This is a genomic window from Halogeometricum borinquense DSM 11551 (assembly GCF_000172995.2).
Taxonomy (GTDB): domain Archaea; phylum Halobacteriota; class Halobacteria; order Halobacteriales; family Haloferacaceae; genus Halogeometricum; species Halogeometricum borinquense.
On the sequence record NC_014729.1, the window covers coordinates 2,322,685 to 2,339,786 of the forward strand.

At 62.0% G+C, this 17,102-nt stretch carries 17 protein-coding genes; 8 read left to right on the forward strand and 9 right to left on the reverse strand.

From position 1 onward, the window contains the following. Positions 1-108 precede the first annotated feature (108 nt). The 3 genes from HBOR_RS11700 to HBOR_RS11710 all read left to right on the forward strand — a co-directional run bounded on the left by HBOR_RS11700 (position 109) and on the right by HBOR_RS11710 (position 2,448). A complete protein-coding gene (locus HBOR_RS11700) occupies positions 109-1,161 on the forward strand; it encodes a transcription initiation factor IIB (RefSeq protein ID WP_394295401.1) in 1,053 nt (350 codons plus the stop codon). A 107-nt stretch (positions 1,162-1,268) separates the two neighbouring features. After that, positions 1,269-1,946, forward strand: a complete 678-nt coding sequence (locus HBOR_RS11705; protein WP_006056562.1) for a type I 3-dehydroquinate dehydratase — start codon at positions 1,269-1,271, stop codon at positions 1,944-1,946. A gap of 67 nt (positions 1,947-2,013) precedes the next feature. Further along, the gene (locus HBOR_RS11710; RefSeq protein ID WP_006056561.1) at positions 2,014-2,448 is read left to right on the forward strand and encodes a DUF7575 domain-containing protein; all 435 of its coding nucleotides are present in this window, start codon (positions 2,014-2,016) and stop codon (positions 2,446-2,448) included. 43 nt (positions 2,449-2,491) lie between these two features. On the opposite strand, the gene HBOR_RS11715 is transcribed toward HBOR_RS11710, so the two are convergent. Continuing rightward, positions 2,492-3,673: a 3-dehydroquinate synthase II gene (locus HBOR_RS11715; protein ID WP_006056560.1), complete on the reverse strand. Its 1,182-nt coding sequence runs from the start codon at positions 3,671-3,673 to the stop codon at positions 2,492-2,494. Between the two features lie 353 nt (positions 3,674-4,026). Here HBOR_RS11715 and HBOR_RS11720 point away from each other — a divergent pair, with 353 nt between their 5' ends. Next, a complete protein-coding gene (locus HBOR_RS11720; protein ID WP_049890601.1) occupies positions 4,027-4,398 on the forward strand; it encodes an SHOCT domain-containing protein in 372 nt (123 codons plus the stop codon). A 262-nt stretch (positions 4,399-4,660) separates the two neighbouring features. Here HBOR_RS11720 and HBOR_RS11725 read toward each other — a convergent pair whose 3' ends face one another. The 4 genes from HBOR_RS11725 to trpC are packed head-to-tail and all read right to left on the reverse strand — an operon-like array spanning position 4,661 to position 8,408. Further along, positions 4,661-5,455: a 2-amino-3,7-dideoxy-D-threo-hept-6-ulosonate synthase gene (locus HBOR_RS11725; protein WP_006056558.1), complete on the reverse strand. Its 795-nt coding sequence runs from the start codon at positions 5,453-5,455 to the stop codon at positions 4,661-4,663. A gap of 40 nt (positions 5,456-5,495) precedes the next feature. Continuing rightward, positions 5,496-6,380, reverse strand: coding sequence for a tryptophan synthase subunit alpha (gene trpA / locus HBOR_RS11730; protein WP_006056557.1), 885 nt, complete (start codon positions 6,378-6,380; stop codon positions 5,496-5,498). 1 nt (position 6,381) lies between these two features. Next, the gene (gene trpB / locus HBOR_RS11735; protein WP_006056556.1) at positions 6,382-7,629 is read right to left on the reverse strand and encodes a tryptophan synthase subunit beta; all 1,248 of its coding nucleotides are present in this window, start codon (positions 7,627-7,629) and stop codon (positions 6,382-6,384) included. Then, positions 7,626-8,408 (reverse strand): indole-3-glycerol phosphate synthase, encoded by a 783-nt coding sequence (gene trpC / locus HBOR_RS11740; protein ID WP_006056555.1) that lies wholly within the window; start codon positions 8,406-8,408, stop codon positions 7,626-7,628. The genes trpB and trpC overlap by 4 nt, the downstream gene beginning before the upstream one ends. 84 nt (positions 8,409-8,492) lie before the next feature. Here trpC and HBOR_RS11745 point away from each other — a divergent pair, with 84 nt between their 5' ends. After that, the gene (locus HBOR_RS11745) at positions 8,493-8,945 is read left to right on the forward strand and encodes an MGMT family protein (RefSeq protein ID WP_006056554.1); all 453 of its coding nucleotides are present in this window, start codon (positions 8,493-8,495) and stop codon (positions 8,943-8,945) included. 29 nt (positions 8,946-8,974) lie between these two features. On the opposite strand, the gene HBOR_RS11750 is transcribed toward HBOR_RS11745, so the two are convergent. Both HBOR_RS11750 and lonB read right to left on the reverse strand, forming a co-directional pair. After that, positions 8,975-9,949: a CPBP family intramembrane glutamic endopeptidase gene (locus tag HBOR_RS11750; RefSeq protein WP_006056553.1), complete on the reverse strand. Its 975-nt coding sequence runs from the start codon at positions 9,947-9,949 to the stop codon at positions 8,975-8,977. A 7-nt stretch (positions 9,950-9,956) separates the two neighbouring features. Continuing rightward, positions 9,957-12,047, reverse strand: coding sequence for an ATP-dependent protease LonB (lonB, locus tag HBOR_RS11755; protein WP_006056552.1), 2,091 nt, complete (start codon positions 12,045-12,047; stop codon positions 9,957-9,959). 166 nt (positions 12,048-12,213) lie between these two features. Between lonB and HBOR_RS11760 the strand changes: the two genes are divergently transcribed. Both HBOR_RS11760 and HBOR_RS11765 read left to right on the forward strand, forming a co-directional pair. After that, positions 12,214-12,750: a nicotinamide-nucleotide adenylyltransferase gene (locus tag HBOR_RS11760; RefSeq protein ID WP_013440662.1), complete on the forward strand. Its 537-nt coding sequence runs from the start codon at positions 12,214-12,216 to the stop codon at positions 12,748-12,750. 34 nt (positions 12,751-12,784) lie between these two features. Next, complete coding sequence (locus HBOR_RS11765) at positions 12,785-13,405, forward strand: trimeric intracellular cation channel family protein (protein WP_049890602.1); 621 nt, start codon at positions 12,785-12,787, stop codon at positions 13,403-13,405. A 94-nt stretch (positions 13,406-13,499) separates the two neighbouring features. Here the strand turns inward: HBOR_RS11765 and thsA are convergent, their stop codons facing one another. Continuing rightward, the gene (gene thsA / locus HBOR_RS11770; protein WP_006056549.1) at positions 13,500-15,062 is read right to left on the reverse strand and encodes a thermosome subunit alpha; all 1,563 of its coding nucleotides are present in this window, start codon (positions 15,060-15,062) and stop codon (positions 13,500-13,502) included. Positions 15,063-15,308: 246 nt separating this feature from the next. Between thsA and HBOR_RS11775 the strand changes: the two genes are divergently transcribed. Further along, positions 15,309-16,139: an amidohydrolase family protein gene (locus HBOR_RS11775; protein WP_006056548.1), complete on the forward strand. Its 831-nt coding sequence runs from the start codon at positions 15,309-15,311 to the stop codon at positions 16,137-16,139. A 3-nt stretch (positions 16,140-16,142) separates the two neighbouring features. Here HBOR_RS11775 and HBOR_RS11780 read toward each other — a convergent pair whose 3' ends face one another. Next, the gene (locus HBOR_RS11780; protein ID WP_006056547.1) at positions 16,143-17,045 is read right to left on the reverse strand and encodes a glycosyltransferase; all 903 of its coding nucleotides are present in this window, start codon (positions 17,043-17,045) and stop codon (positions 16,143-16,145) included. Between the last annotated feature and the right edge of the window lie 57 nt (positions 17,046-17,102).

Here is a 17,102-nt window from a genome sequence, read left to right on the forward strand (position 1 = left end):
CGATTCCGAACGTCTTATATATTGATCCTCGCTCTATGTGGTACGGAACGCTCCGGGCCTTTTCCCCCCAGTCGTGTTTGCGCTCTGGAGCATTCGTCGCCTACATCCATGAGTGAGAAGAGCACCTTCACTCGCCCGAACGCGAGAACGAGAGAAGAACGAAGCGAAAGCAACGAAAGCAGGAGTCGACAGTCGATGGGCCAAAAGTGGGGCCGTCAGGACGAATCGGAAACCGAGTCCGAATCCGAGAACACAAGCGAAGACCTCACCTGCCCTGAGTGTGGCGGTAACGTCGTCGTAGACGACGAACACGGTGAGACGGTCTGTGCGGACTGTGGTCTCGTCGTCACCGAAGACTCCGTTGACCGCGGGCCGGAATGGCGCGCGTTCGACGCCGCAGAGAAAGACCAGAAGTCCCGCGTCGGTGCGCCGACGACGAACACGATGCACGACAAGGGGCTTTCGACCAACATCGACTGGCGCGACCGTGACGCCTACGGTAACTCCCTGTCGTCGAACCAGCGCCAGAAGATGCAGCGTCTCCGCAAGTGGAACGAGCGCTTCCGCACCCGCGACTCCAAAGAGCGGAATCTGAAGCAAGCGCTCGGTGAAATCGACCGGATGGCTTCGGCCCTCGGTCTCCCCGAGAACGTCCGCGAGACGGCATCTGTTATCTACCGCCGTGCGCTGGACGACGACCTCCTTCCCGGACGCTCCATCGAGGGTGTCGCCACCTCGTGCGTTTACGCGGCCGCTCGGATGGCCGGTGTCCCGCGTTCGCTCGACGAAATTTCTGAAGTCTCGCGCGTCGAGAAGAGCGAAGTCGCCCGTACGTACCGCTACATCGCGCGCGAACTCTCCCTCGAAGTCAAGCCCGCAGACCCCGAACAGTACGTCCCGCGCTTCGGTTCGGAACTCGGGCTCTCCGACGAGTCGAAGATGCGCGCGCGCCAACTGCTGAAGAACGCCAAAGAAAAGGGCGTTCACTCGGGTAAATCGCCCGTCGGCCTCGCCGCGGCCGCCGTCTACGCTGCCGCACTCCTCACGAACGAGAAGACGACGCAGGCCGCTGTCAGCGACGTTGCAGACATCTCTGAAGTCACGATCCGCAACCGCTACCACGAACTCCTCGAAGCCGAGGAGAGCCTCGGTCTCGCCTGATAGCAGTCTCTCGCGTTCGCCGCTCCCGACGGACGCTGTTTCTTCACACCTCCGAGCGGCCGCGCTGTCGAGAAAGGGTTTAGTTCCGTGACGTGGCACACTATGTCATGTTCCTCTCGTTCGACTCGTTCGTCCTCGCGGCGAGTACCGCGACGCTTGCGGCCGAACCCGCGGCCCGCGAACACGCCGACGTGGTTGAGTTCCGGATGGACCTCGCGGACGACCCGTTGGCCGAACTGGACGACTACGACGGAACGCTGCCGCTTTTGGTCACGAACCGAGCGTCGTGGGAGGGCGGCGAGTCGGAGGCTGACGAGGAGGGACGCCTCGCGTCGCTTGAACGCGCGGCACGGTACGACGCTGTCGTCGCCGTGGACGTAGAACTCAACGCACTCGAGACAACTCGGGGCGTGACTGCGGCCGAACGACTCAGAGAGTCTAACGTGGCGGTCATCGCGTCCGTCCACGACTTCGAGAGAACGCCCGCCACGTCGGAACTCCGCCGCCTGTTGCACGAGGCGGCTACCGTCGGTGATGTCGGGAAAGTCGCTGTTACGGCAAACAGCCGGCACGACGCACTCAGGCTACTGGAGGCGACACACGCCGCGACAGCGTGGGGCGACACCGTCGCAACGATGGGGATGGGTGAAGCGGGAAAACATACGCGAGCCGTCGCCCCGGTTTACGGGTCAAAAATCGGCTACGCTCCCGTTCACGCAGGGGAGGAGACAGCGCCCGGACAGTACGACCTCGAATCGTTGGCGCACCTCACCGAAAGTCTGTAAGCGACTCGTCACGACTGGCCGGTGAGAAACCCGACACTTAACAACTGGGAGAGCGTCGGAAACGCACATGTCGGACACACGTCGTCGAGCGTTGGTGGCCGCCTTCATCGGCGGCGTCGGCGCCAGCGTCGGTATCGCGGGTGCAGGACATGCCTATCTCCGCGAATGGCGACGCGCAGTCGCGTGGTTCACGTTCGTCCTCGGTATCGGACTTGTCCTTCTCTCGGTGTTTACCGACCCCATGTCACTGACGCTGGCAACTATCGATGAAGTCCCAGTGGAAGTAACCGCACCGATGTTTGTCCTCTTCTTTCTCAGTACGTTCGACGCCTACTACGTCGCATCGCGCAAGCCACAGGAGTCTGACAGCCTTCGATGTCCCGTCTGTCGCGGGAAACTCGACCCACAAGTGACGTTCTGTCCGTGGTGTGCGACTGAGTTCGAGAGCCGTCCCCGCCCGCCGGAGGAGTTGGACGTAGACTACGTTCAAGAAGCCGAGTAATCAAACGCAGAACGGAGGTCTGTACGATGCGACGGCGTCATCGCTACTTTTCGATAATACTCTCTTCGACCGCCTCGCCGAAGTGCCGAGCAGTGTCTTCGTAGTAGAGAAGTACCTCGTCGCCGGGTTCGAGATCGGTCACCGCCGTCCGCCCGTCGCGCGTCTGGACTTTGATGGTCTCTGCGTTCTGTAACAGCGTCTCGACGCGGTCGCCGTCGAGTTCGGCCTCGACCCGGAACATCGGCCGCTTCTCTATTTTCACGCGTCCGACGATTGCTTCACGTGTGCGGCCATCGGTATCGATGACCTGCACCTCGTCACCGCTTTTCAGTTCAGAGAGATACTTCGTGCCTCCCTCCGGCGTACGCACGTAGGCGTGGACCGCCCCTGCGTTGACGCGGAAGGGACGTGAGGCGACGTACGGCGACTCGGCCGTCTCGGCGTGGACAAAGAACAGGCCGCGGCCCATACTTCCGACGAGCATCCCCTCGTCGTGTTCCATCAGGTTCCCCGTATCGACGCAAACGCGGTCGGCCATCCCCGTCCGTTCGACTGCCGTCACCTCTGCCCACTGGAGGTCGAGCGACTCGCGTTCGGCCGCCTCGCGGACTTCGACGGTCCGGCGGATCTCGTCCGGGTCGTCGGTATCGAGGAGGACGCCATCGGAACCGAGTTCGAGCGTCTCGAAGGCCGTCCGAGCCTCCTCAGCCGTGGTGACGCCCGCGATGAGGTCCGTCTCCTCGCCAATGCGCGCGATGAGATTTTCGAGCGGGATGATCGTCCAATCCTCACCGACGACGATAGTGAAATCCGCATCGTCGGCGGCCGCTTCGGCGAACGCTTCGTGGTCTTTCGAGAGAATACGAACGTACGCCGCGTTGGCGCGGTCGTCCTCGCGGCGGAGCGTCGTCATATCCGCGGAACCGGAGAAATCGCCCGGCAGATCTACGGTACCGTCACCCTCACCGTTTTTCCCAACAACGTAGGCGTCCGCGACATCCGGATCCGACGACTCGGCTTCCTCGACGTTGTCGATGAGACTCGCATCCGCATCCGTCCGGAACGCCGCCACGTTCACGTCGCCTAACGACCGGACGCGTTCGACATCGGATTCGTCTACGAGAATCCAATCGACGCCCGATTCGAGACCGGCGGTTATCCGTCGCTTCCGCGTCTCCCAATCGCCGACGCTGTCATCGGCTTTCAACCAGACGCTCCGTGTCATCGTCGGAGAGACTCGGTGACAGGGTTAAAGCGTGGCGACTCTCCGGAGGTTTGCCGTCACGCGTTGTCCGCATCTAACGGATATTTTGTATTGCAATTATTGGTTTACGTCTGTTGTCGCATCCGTTCGGCAACGATAGACAGAGCAAGGAGTACAGTGCGTTCAAACAGCGATACACCGCGTTTCGTCCACACACATCAACAGGGTTCGAACGACGAGTGAGAACTTCGTCTGGACCTTCGAATAACAGGTCTCTGGGCGACGCAGCTATGGTTTCATAACGAGAATCGCATTAAGTCGGGACGGCGTATCTACACGTGGGTATCTGGACCGACCAACTCAAGGTGAGACTCATGGCCACAAATACAACGAACCGACGACTCATTGCACTCGTCCTCATCGCTCTCGGGGCGCTCATCCTGCTTCCAACCCTGTTCATGGGATTCGGAACGATGGGCTACGGGCCGATGATGGGCGGCGGGATGTGGGGTCAGATGTGGGGAACCGGTGGTACCGTCCCGATGTGGGTTCCACTCGCAGGCCTCGTCATGCAACTGGTCTTCCTCGCTGTAATCGGCGGCGTCGCGTACCTCGTTTACAAGGCGATCACGGGGCCGGAGAGGACGGGTGACCGCGCACTCGAAGAACTCCGCGTCGCATACGCGCGCGGAGACCTGACGGACGAGGAGTACGAGGACCGGCGAAAGACACTCAAACGGGAATAGGGCAGAACGGATGCTTTTTCGACAGAGAACTGCGACGAGGCCAGCATTCGGTGGTTATTTTCTGTGCCGTGCGCGTGGCTGCTCCGGGCAGCGATAGTATTTCCGACCACGCCACCGTATTTTGTACACCATATCTTGCGATATGAAATTGGGAACGACGGTGAACTACGGAGCAGAAGGTGCAGGCGAAGTCAGCGAGTCTTCTTCGGTCGAAACGCGCCGCTCAGACGGGAAGTGGCAGGTAAAATGGTGGGAGGAGAGCTTACGCTTCGAGTCCGAGTCCTGCTTCGTGGAGTGCCGTCTCCGTATCCGCATCGCGGTGGATAACCGCGCTTACGGCGCGCGTGATCGCCTCGGGATCGTCATGTTGGAAGATAGAGCGCCCCATCGAAACGCCCGCCGCACCGCCGTCCATCGCGCCGCGAACCATCTCTATCGTCTGGCGATCAGTGCCGCGACTCCCGCCCGCGATGACGACGGGAAGGCGCGTCGCCTCGCAGACGCGCTCGAACGTCTCCGCCTCACCGGTGTACGAGGTCTTCACTACGTCCGCGCCGAGTTCCTCAGCAAGACGGACGGCGTGAGCGAGGTTTTCGGCGTCCTGTGAGTCGATATCTTGTCCGCGTGCGTAGTTCATCGCGAGGACAGGGAGGCCGAAGCGGTGGGCTTTCTCCGTCAGTTCACCGAGTTGTGTCATCTGGTCGGGTTCGAACTCGCTGCCGACGTTCATATGGAAAGAGACGGCGTCGGCACCGACGCGAAGCGCTTCTTCGACAGAGCCAGTAAGTCGTTTATCGTTCGAATCCGGGCCGATGACAGTTGATCCGTTCAGGTGGACGATGTACCCTTTGCCGTTCTTTTTCGGGTGAACGCGCCGGGCGACACCTTTCTGCGTGAGAACGGCGTCCGCCCCACCGCGCGTGATCGCGTCAACCGTCGTTTCCAGGTCAACGAGGCCCTTTACCGGGCCAAGTGTGATTCCGTGGTCCATCGGGACGACGAGGTATCGCCCCCCTGTCGAGATCCGTTCGAGTCGTGCTGTGATTCCTACGTCCATGATGTTGTAGTGAGTATGCCAGAGTGTAACAAATGGTTCGTTATGTGCGTTCCGTTTCGGGCGCACGTTGCGCCAATCCTCGCTCCGCCCCGTCTTTCAACTCGCGCGCCTTCGATTCGAGGCGAGCGGCCACCGTCTCGGCGTCGTCGCCGTTCTCGTGAGCCGCCGCATCGTTAGACTGCATCTGACGGGGTGCCGAAGCACCTTCGGCGACGATATCGACGAGTGCGCTCCCGACGATGATTCCGTCCGCGCCGGCGGCAACGATACGTTCGGCGTGGTCGCCGGTCTTGATTCCGAAGCCGACGGCCTTCGGGATGTCGTACTCCGCTACCCGTTCGAGGCTCGATTCAGTCTGTCCGGAAACGTCGTCCTGCGCGCCGGTAACACCGAGACGTGCCTGCACGTAGACGTACCCCGAAACCTGTTCCATGATGCGGTCGAGTCTGTCACCCTGCGTCGTCGGTGCGACGATAAACACGAGATCCAGACCGAACTCGTCGCACGCCTCGCGCAGTGGGTCGGCCTCCTCGGCAGGTAGGTCCGGCACGACGAAGCCTGACAGACCGACTTCTGCGGCCTTCTCGACGAACGGCCGCGGTCCGGACTCGTCTCCGAATCGGTAGATGAGGTTATAGTACGTCATACAGACAAGCGGTACGTCCACGTCCAGTTCTTCGACGAACTCGAAGAACCGGTCGGGTGTCATCCCGCTCTCCAGCGAACGCACGACGGCGTTCTGAATCGTCGGTCCCTCCGCGATGGGTTCGGAGAACGGAAGCCCGAGTTCGATCACGTCCGCGCCGCCGCGTTCGAGCGCCTCGACGTACTCGATTGATGACTCGTAGTCCGGGTCGCCCGCGGCGAGATAGGGGACGAATGCCGCGCCGTTCTCGAACGCGGCGTCAAGTTCAGGGTTCCCCATTTCAGAACCCCCCCGCGAACGCGTCCATGTCAGGCGCGATATCGATGTCCCGCTTCGATGTTTCTTCGATGACCGATTCGAGGTCCTTGTCACCGCGACCGGAGACGTTCACCAGCACGGTATCGCCGAGTTCCTCGTGGTGTTCTTCGAGGTAGGCAAACGCGTGCGCCGTCTCCAAGGCGGGAATGACTCCCTCCAACTGCGAGAGACGATGGAATGCCGTGAGCGCGTCGTCGTCGCCGATGTTCACGGCCAGTACACGATCCTCGTCCACGAGGTGGGCGAGTTCGGGACCGACACCAGCGTAGTCGAGACCCGAGGAGACGCTGTGACTCTCCATAATCTGTCCGTCTCGATCTTGGAGGAGTTTCGTCCGCGCGCCGTGGAGGACGCCTTCGGACCCGGTCGAGAGCGACGCGGAGTTGGGTGCGACGCCCGCCTCCTCGTCTACTTCGAGCGTCGAACCGCCCGCTTCGACGGCGTACAGCGACACGTCCTCATCCGCAACGAACTCCGCGAACGCACCCATCGTGTTCGATCCGCCGCCCGCGCAGGCGAGCACCGAGTCCGGAAGCGTTCCGGCCTGTTCGCGCATCTGTTTACGGGCTTCTTCGGAGATAACCGACTGGAAGTCCCGGACCATCACCGGGAACGGGTGCGGACCGACGATGCTTCCGATGACGTAGTGGGTGTTTTCGACGTTCGTCGCCCAGTCGCGCATCGTCTCGGAGATCGCTTCCTTCAGCGTTCCACGGCCGACGGTGACGGGGTTCACTTCCGATCCGTTCAGGCGCATTCGGAAGACGTTCGGTCGCTGGCGGTTGATGTCGCGTTCGCCCATATACACCTCACAGGGCATGTCGAGGTGGGCGGCCGCCATCGCCGTCGCCGTTCCGTGTTGTCCCGCGCCCGTCTCAGCGACGATGCGCTCTTTGCCCATGTACTTCGCTAAGAGAACTTGCCCGAGAGCGTTGTTGAGCTTGTGTGCGCCGCCGTGAACCAAGTCCTCGCGCTTCATGTACACGTCGCAGTCGTATCGCTCCGAGAGACGTTCTGCGTACTGCGTCGGCGTCGGCCGGCCGCCGAACTCCCGGAGTCGCCGCCGGAACTCGTCCATGAATCCGTCTTCGTTCTCCAACACGTACCGCTCGTACGCATCTTCGAGTTCCTCGATAGCGGGCATGAGCGCCTCGGGAACGTACTGTCCACCGTACTCACCAAACTTGCCGTCGAACGTCGTCTTACTCATTCTGATAGCTCCGTCTTCGCTGTCGCGTTGCTGAATCGGTCCGTGTTCGCGCGCACGTCGCCGTCCATGATTGCCGTCCCGATGAGAAGAGCGTCCGCACCCGCCGCGCGCATCCGCCGGGCATCTTCGGCGCTCGTCACGCCGCTCTCGGCCAGAAGCGTCACGTCGTCAGGGACGTGGGGAGCGACGGATTCGAACGTTTCGAGATCGACCGCCAACGTCGCCAAGTCGCGGTTGTTCACGCCGATGATGTCGGCACCGGCGTCGAGTGCGCGGCCGAGTTCGTCGCGGTCGTGAACCTCGACGAGCGGTTGGAAACCTCGCTCTTTTGCGGCCGTCACGAGGTCCGAAAGGTCGTCTCCGAGAAATCGCGCGATAAGGAGAACGAGATCGGACTCGACGGCGTCCAACTGTGACTCGTTCACGACGAAATCCTTGCGAAGCACGGGAACATCGACGGCTTCGCGGATGCGTCGAAGGCTTTCGACTGACCCGCCGAAATGGTCGGGTTCGGTCAGGACCGAGAGTGCAGTCGCACCGCCGGCGACCATCTCGCGAGCCAATTCGACCGGATCGTCGGTCCGCTCGCCTGCTGTCGTCGGACTGGTGGGCTTGACCTCTGCAACGACGGGGATGCGACCCGCGGCTTCGGTCGCGGCGACGGCATCAGGGAACGACCGCGCCGTCACGGCGACGGGTTCGTCGCCGCCGGGTCGCTCTCGCGCGGCATCGAGGATCGAACGAACCTCGGGCGCGAGTGAATCCTCACTAGCGTTCATCGTTGTACACTAACGCACGTATCTGCACATAAGGCTTGCGCGTCGTCGTCAAGGTTCAAGGGTGGGCGCGGCAAATCCAAGGGTATGAACGCAGGCGTGTTCGCCCGTGAGTCCGACCGACTCGGGCGAGCAGTGCAGATTGGTGTCGCAAGTGGAAGCATCATCAGCGTCTCATTCCCCGAGTCGGCCCCTGCGGACGCGGAATCCGAACATCCGATTCTTGACCGGGTGTTCGCATACCTCGACGGCGACGAGGACCACTTCGACGACGCTCCCGTCGCGCTGACCGTCCCAACGGATCACCGCCGCGTACTCGATGCGGTACGGAACATCCCCTACGGTGAAACGATTGCACTCCGGCGCGTCATTCGGATGGCCGGAATGGACCCCGAGGACGAAGACGACGTGGCAACCGCCCGGTCTGCACTCCGCGAGAACCCGGTTCCGCTGTTCATTCCGGACCATCGCGTCGATGACGCACCGGGGGCGATACCCGAAGCAGTCGCTCGCCGACTCCGGCAGGTAGAATCAGCCTGATCCCGCCCGTGATTTGACTCAGTCGGTCATCACGAGCGCAAGTCGATATCGAGCGCCTCGTGAACGACGAACTCCAGCGCGTTCACGAGATAGTGGGCGACAACGACGACGAACAGGCTCTCGGTGAGGATAAATCCCGCCGCGAGGACGAATCCTAACGCACCGGTGACGACGACGCCGAGTCGTCCCTGCGCCCCGTGACCGAGCGCGAACGCGAGAGACGAGATAACCGCTAACAGCCACGGCGAGATGCCGAATCCGGCCGCGAAGACGCCGACCAACGCCCCACGGAACAGCAGTTCCTCGAAGCCGGCGATGATGGGTAAGATGACGAGTAACAGTGCCACCCAGCCGGCGTTCGAATCGGGTGCAAGCAACTGCCGGAGTTGTTCGGACCGACCGAGTCCGTACGCCGAGCCGACGGCCGCGCCGACTTCGTTCACGGCGTAGAGTGCGAGACCGAGCGCGACGCCGACGAAAAGCCCGGAGACGGAGAACGCCTCGGTGCCCGCACCGAACGCGGACGCCGGAACCTGCGTGTACCACGCCCCGCCGAGGAGCGCGAGGGCGAACAACCCTTGCGAGAACGCGACGTTGACCAACAGCGTGCCGGTCGAAAGTTCAGGTGTCTCCTCGGGCGGTGGTGGCCGGTATCGGACGCCCGACTTCGGCATGACGAGTTCTCTGTCGGGGTCGTACTGTTGTTCCGCACGCTGGCGTGCGTCCGATGCGGACACTACGCCGGTGTTCGTCTCACCATCGACTGGCGCGTCAGTAAGTGGGGTTTCTGCATCCGGATTCTGGTGTGAGCGGCCTGCATCCGACTCCGAAGATGAGTCATCGTCATCCGACTCAGGATGGGCGTTGTTTCTTCTGGGACCGGACCGGTCGCGTGGCGGTCGCTCACCGTCTGGAGAAACGACGCCCTGTGAGGCGTAAGAGAGTAAGAGAAGGCCCACCGTGACGACGCCCGCGAACGCAGCGAACGTCGCCCACTGGGGCATTACGCAGTTACTGCGGACTCGGGCTCGACGGCCCGGAGACGGATTCCTGCGTGAACGCGGAGCCGGTGATGCTCTTGAGACGGTCCACGAGCGAGTCCTTCTCGGGTTCGCCTTCGAGTGCGATGTCGAGTACTTCGCTGATGTGCGAGACGGGGATGATTTCGACCATCTCCTTGTACTCGTCTTCGATCATCACGTCCTGCATGTTCGCCTGCGGGATGATGATGCGTTCGCACCCGGACTTCGCAGCGGCCTCGATTTTGTGTGTGACGCCGCCGACGGGGAGCACGTCGCCGCGAACCGACAGACTGCCGGTCATCGCAAGCGACTGATCCACACCGACCTCTTCGAGGGCGGAGATGACCGCCGTCGCAACGGTGATAGAGGCGGAGTCGCCGTCTACACCACCCTGTCCGGCCTGCACGAACTGGATGTGGATGTCCCGCTCTGAGATGTTCTCGTCGGAGAACTTCTTGATGATAGCGGAGACGTTGTCCACAGCCTCCTGTGCCATCTCCTTCAGTTGACCCGTGGCGATGACTTCACCGGGACCCTGCGAAGGCGTGACCTCGGCCATCACGGGGAGCATGATACCGGAGTCCTCGCCCATGACTGCGAGACCGTTGACGCGGCCTGCTTGGTACCCGTCCGCGACCTGCAGTTCGTAGTCCTTGCGGCGCTGGATGTAGTCGTCCGCGAGCTGTTGCTCGATAGAACGACTCCGACCCTTCGCCTGCAGGACGTGGTCGCGGGTGACGAAGTCCGCGTTCTCCGCACGAGCGATGTCGCCGGAGACGCGAACCAGTCCACCGAGGTTACGCAGTTCGAGTGTGAGGTGGCCCTTGCGGCCCGCACGGCGGCGAGCTTCGAGAATGACCTCTTCGATAGCCTCGGCGTTGAAGGCGGGGAGACGACCGTCCTTCTGCACCTCTTGGGCGACGAAGCGCGTGTACTTACGCCGCATCTCGGGCGTGTCCTCGATGGTGTCGTCCATGTACACCTCGTACCCGTAGCCCTTGATACGCGAGCGCAGGGCGGGGTGCATGTTCTCCATCGCGTCGAGGTTCCCGGCAGCGATCATGATGAAGTCCGTCGGGACGGGTTCCGTCTGGACCATCGCGCCCGAGGAGCGTTCAGACTGGCCCGTAATCGAGAACTCGCCCTCCTGAATGGCCGTCATCAGGTGCTGCTGAGAGCGGATGTCGAGCGTGTTGATCTCGTCGATGAACAGCACGCCCTTGTTCGCCTTGTGAATGGCACCGGGTTCGACCCGGTCGTGGCTCGGCGTCTCCATCCCACCGGACTGGAACGGGTCGTGCCGGACGTCACCGAGCAGCGCACCGGCGTGTGCGCCCGTCGCATCCTCGAACGGAGCCGTCGTCGTATCGGCGTTGTTCACGACGAGGTTGGGAATCATCGCGTCGCCGCCGCGAGATCCGTAGCGGAATGCGAGGTAGATAACACCGGCCGCAAGGATGCCAAGTAGCACCGCTCCCTCGATGAGAAGCGCATACCCGAGGACGATAGCGATGATAATCCACATGAGGAACGAGCGCATCTGGTTGCGCTTGCGTGCTTCCTCCTTGTGGGCCTCGACAATCTGTTCGCCCTTCCCAGCGGGGACCGTTCGAACCTTGGGATTGTTGCCGTCGTCGGGGTTGTGGTAGACGAGAACGTCCTGAAGCTCCTCTTTCGGCAGGAGTTCGGACATCGCCTTAGCGAGCATCGACTTCCCCGTCCCGGGTGACCCGATCATCATCACGTGGCGACGCTGCTTTGCGGCCTTCATGACCACATCGCGAGCGTGCTCTTGACCGATGACTTGGTCAACAAGCCGGTCTGGGACCTCGATTTCGCTGGTCGAGTCTACCTGTAACCCACCGAGGAGGTCGTCCTCGTCAACGTCGTCCGCGACGTCGGCGGTGACCTCGACATCGCTCCCGAGGTCGTCGATAGTCCGTTTATCGTCGGCCCCATCGTCGGGCCCGGACTCCGGAAGGACCTCGTCGTCCAGTTCGGACGACGAGTCGGGGACCTCATCAGGTACATCGGTCCCTTCTTCCGGGGAGTTTTCGTCGGTATCCATGTCGTTGCTCATAGAACTGTGTCGCTACTTCAAATGAAGGTTGCACGACTGATATACTTTCTCCTCAAATGCGGTCACCTTACCAATCCGACATACAGCGTATTCACCCTCATACCCCCGAAATCGTCGTTTCAGGCGACTCGCCGGGTTTATAAATAATCCCGATGAACGGCATAACATGCGGGGGTTCTACATTGGTCGCTTCCAGCCCTACCACAACGGCCACCACCGGATGGTTGAAGAAATTGCCGACGAAGTGGACGAACTCGTTCTCGGAATCGGGTCCGCCGGTGACTCACACTCACCACGGAATCCGTTCACCGCCGGAGAACGGATCATGATGGTCACGAAGTCCGTCGAGGCGTTCGACGTGACTACCTACGCCGTCCCTATCGAGGACTTAGAGCGAAACTCCGTCTGGGTGAGCCACGTCCAGAGCATGTCGCCGGCGTTCGACGTGGCGTACTCGAACAATCCGCTCGTCATCCAACTGTTCAAAGAGGCGGGTGTCGAGGTGCGACAGTCTCCGATGTTCAACCGCGACGTGTTGGAGGGGACCGAACTCCGCGACCGGATGATCCACGACGAGGACTGGCGTAATCTCGTTCCCGATCCGGTGGTCGATGTTATCGAAGAAATCGGTGGTATCGAGCGTCTACAGCGCGTCAGCCAGACTGACGCGAACGGCGGACGGGACAACGTCTCACCGTCGTAACGCCGTGTCCATCACGCTGGACCCGTTCGCTGTCATGAACGTCGTCGGTCTGCTCGCGTTCGCCGTCGCCGGGTCGCTCAAGGCCGCCGACGCCGGTCTCGACGCGTTCGGTGTGGCCGTCCTCGGCGTGATCACTGCGCTCGGTGGTGGGACCACTCGTGACGTACTCGTTAATCGTCCTCCCGCCTCGCTGGCGACCACGTGGGATATGTCCGTCGCGCTCGTCGGTGTTGCCCTCGCCATCCTCTTGATTCGACGAACCCCCGAACACGTCAGCGTCCGCGACACCCCCGCATTCCTCGTGAGCGACGCCGTCGGACTCGCTGCCTTCGCCGCCACGGGTGCCCTCGTCGGCGCGCAAGCCGGCCTTACTCCGTACGGTATCGTCGTCTTGGCGACGGTGACGGCCGTCGGCGGCGGATCGCTTGCAGACCTCCTCATCGGCCGGATTCCAGTCGTGTTGCGCGAGGACTTCTATGCGACGCCCGCACTTCTCGGCGGCATCGCGTTCTGGGTTGCCGATGCGGTCGGTGCGCCCACGGGCGTACCAGCGGGTGTCTGCGCCGGACTCGTCTTCGCTACGCGGATGCTCGCACTCCGATACGAGTGGCACCTGCCGGAGATTCGCGTCGAGGGGCGGACTGGCGACAGTTAGCGACCGGCGACAGTGAGAGACCAGCGACAGCTACCACCGTCGCTTGCGTACGCGTGGAATCTTGAAAATCGGATACAGCGAGCGATGCGTCCGCTTATTCGGCGGCGATAACGTCGTCGATGCGGACGATCATCGTCGCGGCCTCGGTACCCGACTCGACGGCCTCGCGCTTGACTGCGGCGGGGTCGAGGATACCGTGTTCGACTGGGTCGCCGATTTCACCGGTTCGACCGTTGGAGATGATGCCCGCGGTCCCCTCCTTTTTGAAGTGAGCGCGCAGGTCAACGAGCGCGTCGATGGGGTCCATGCCGGTGTTCTCTGCGAGCGTTCGCGGGAGGGACTCAACAGCGTCTGCAAACGCCTCGACGGCGAGTTGCTTTCGGCCCTCAATTCCCGCGGCTTCGGCGCGGATGTGGTCCGCGATAGCGATTTCAGTTCCCCCTGCGCCGGGGACGACACCGCCCTTATCGAGAGCGGCGACAACTACGTCAATAGCGTCGTTGACGGCGCGTTCGAGTTCGTCTACGACGTGTTCTGTGCCGCCGCGGAGGAACAGCGTCACCGCCTTCGACGCTGCACCGCCCTCGATGAACGTGAGTTCGTCGTCGCCGTACTTCTGGAGCGAGACGGAGTCGGCGTGACCGAAGTCCGACTCGTCGATGTCGCTCGGGGTTCCGAGGCGTTTTGCACCCGTGGCGTTCGCGATAGCGCGGGCGTCGGAGTCTGAGACGCTCTTGAACGCGAGAATTCCCTCTTTCGCCAAGTAACCCGCGACGCGGTCCGAGATCGCTTTCGTACAGAAGACGACGTCCACATCTGCGTCAGCGAACGTCTTCGCGTACCCGCGGAGTTCCTCGTCTTCAGCTTTGATGGCGGCGTCGAGTTGGTCGGCGGAGGTGATGTTGTACTCGGTGTCTGCCTCGCCTTTACGAACGTCGAGTTTCGCGTCGAGAACTGCAACGGTGGCGTCTTCGACGGATTTGGGCATGGTGTCGTTGACGCGGTCTTTGTCGATAACGACGCCCTCGACCAGTTCTGTCGCGGAGGAGGATGCGCCCGTGTGAGTCAGCACGCGAACGTCGTCGCTGTCGAATCGACCGTCGTTGTCCTCGTACACCATGCGGACCGCTTTGACGACGTGCTTGGCGAGTGCGTCGGCAGTCACGTCACCGGTCCCTTTGCCGGTCATACTCGATTCTGCGACCTTCTGCAAGCGGTCGTCGTCGAGGTCCACATCGAAAATCTGCGCGTCGATAGCCTCCTGTGCGAGTTCGGCCGCCTCGGTGTATCCCTCCACGATAACTGTCGGGTGGAGGTCCTGTTCGAGCAGGTCTTCCGCGTGCGCGAGAAGTTCGCCCGTAAGCACGGCCGCAGTTGTGGTGCCGTCACCGACCGCCTCTTCTTGGGTCTCTGCGACCTCGACAATCATCTGCGCCGCAGGGTGTTCGATGTCCATCTCTTCGAGGATGGTCGCACCATCGTTGGTGATGACGACCGTTCCCGACGAATCGACGAGCATCTTATCCATCCCGCGAGGGCCGAGCGTGGTGCGTACCGCGCTTGCGACCGCTTTCCCGGCACGGATGTTCGAGTCCTGAGCGGCTTGGCCGTGCGTTCGGGAGCTTTCACTGGAGAGGATGTACAGGGGTTGCTGCATTCGTGACGACATGATTACGAACCTCACCAGAGTAGACGCAAGCGGTTCTATAAATATATTACGGCGTCTGAGTATAGAAAATCAGTGTACAGAGCGGTTGTACCGTGCTATCTCGTTACTATCCTGAACCGGGATGGGAAACTAGTGGTATAAAAATACTGCGACGCTATTTCCCCGGGATAGCGCAGTGAGATATGGCATTCAGGTTCTGCAAGCTATTTTATCCCCTATGAGAAGTGACGAACCATGCTGGAACTGAACCATGGGTTCCGGGTGGTGGACCTCCACGCACGATTAGATCCCGATAGTGAGGAGGCGGTGGCCACGCGGGGGCGGGAGATCAGTGCCGAGCGGTTGGAGCGGGAACTCCATCAGGCGGGTGTCGTCTGCGCCGTCGTCTCGCCGGGACGGCGAACCGAGGGGGAAGGCTATCTCCGGGCAAACAACGCAGTCGCACGCATGAGCGTAGACCGGCCGTTCGTCGCGTTCGCCCGTATCAACGGGCCGCGTGACCCGAGTGGCCGCGCGTCCGCACGTCTGCGGAATCTCACCACGTCGCGTGACGAGAGCCACGCCGACCCAGAGGATATCGAACAGTACGCCTACGACGACCGATTCCACGGGTTCACGCTCGCACCGGCCGTCGATGGGCTACCGGACGAGGAGACGCTCGACCAACTGGAGAACGTGGGACTGCCGACGCTCGTCCACGTTGGAGAGGCGTTCACACCCGACGACGCCGTTGAGACGCTTCTCGACCGAGACTTTCCCGTCATCTTCGCTGGGTTCGGCGGCTACCCGCTGAACCGAGACCTGATGCACAGAAGCATCGACTTGTTAGACGAGTACGACGACCTCTACGTGGACACGAGTTACGTCCGCTTCCGTGGGGTCATGGAGCGTGCGCTGTTGGAACATCCGGATCGAGTCATGTTCGGCAGCGGTGCGCCGGAAGCCCATCCCAACGTCGGTGTGATGGAACTGTTGACGCTCGATGTGTCCGAGGATGCGATGCGACGTGCGTTCTCGAAGAACGCCGCGCGAGTCGTGACGGAACTCGGTCCCGGCGAACAGTAAGCGTCAGCGCCAGTCGTACTTGGCGACGGCTCGGTCGGCGCGCTTCGAGCAACCGTGGGGGTTCCGCGTGGACGACCGGTCGCGGGCGCGGGCGACAACTCCGTCAGAAATCCCGGTCGCTATCCCGGCAATCACGTCCCGGCCCGTTCCGATCCATCCTGTCGGAGAGGTGTTCCCACGAATAACGTCACGGGCGGTGGCGATAGCGTCCGTTCGGGCGTGTTTCAACGTTCGACGGACGACAGTCGGTCGAAGTCCGTAATTCTTCGCCAGTCTGTATCCGAGCGCACGATACTTCCATCCCCAATCGCGTTCCTTCATTCCGCCGTCGGCCTCGTACTCCGTGCGGACGCTCATCGTCGGTTGCCACGTCACACCGTAGCCAGTTTCGGCCAGTCGGTGCGCCGCGTCGCGTGCGCCGCCGGTTTGGAGATATTCGTCGAAGCCGTCGAGTTCCTCGAGTGCGTCTCGGTGGAACGCGACGTTGTCACCGTTGAAATAGGTCACGTCGCGGCCGCAGATCGTCCGGCGTTCGAGCGTTTCGGTAGTCATCCCGGCACGGAGCGTCTGATGAGACGGCCCGGTGACGACGGCCGCCTCGTCGAGACCGGCTGTTACGCCGTCAAGCCACTGTTCTTCGACTGCAACATCGTAGCGGACGAAAGCAATAGCGTCGCCGGAGGCGGCCTCAATCCCGGCGTTTCGTGCGACGTTCAGCGTTCGATCCGAGAGTTCGATGAGAACGTCAACGTCATCCCGGTCTCGTACCATCCCAGTCGTCCCGTCAGCCGACGGACCGTTGACGACGACGACTTCAGCCTCGGGGGCCGCCTCGGCTAGGGCATCGAGGCTGGTTGCGAGACGGTCCCGACCGTTGAGCGTCGGGACCACGACCGAGAGGTCCATACCGGGAGGTATCTACGAAGAACCTTAAATGTCGTCGCTCGAAGCGGCCGTGAAAAC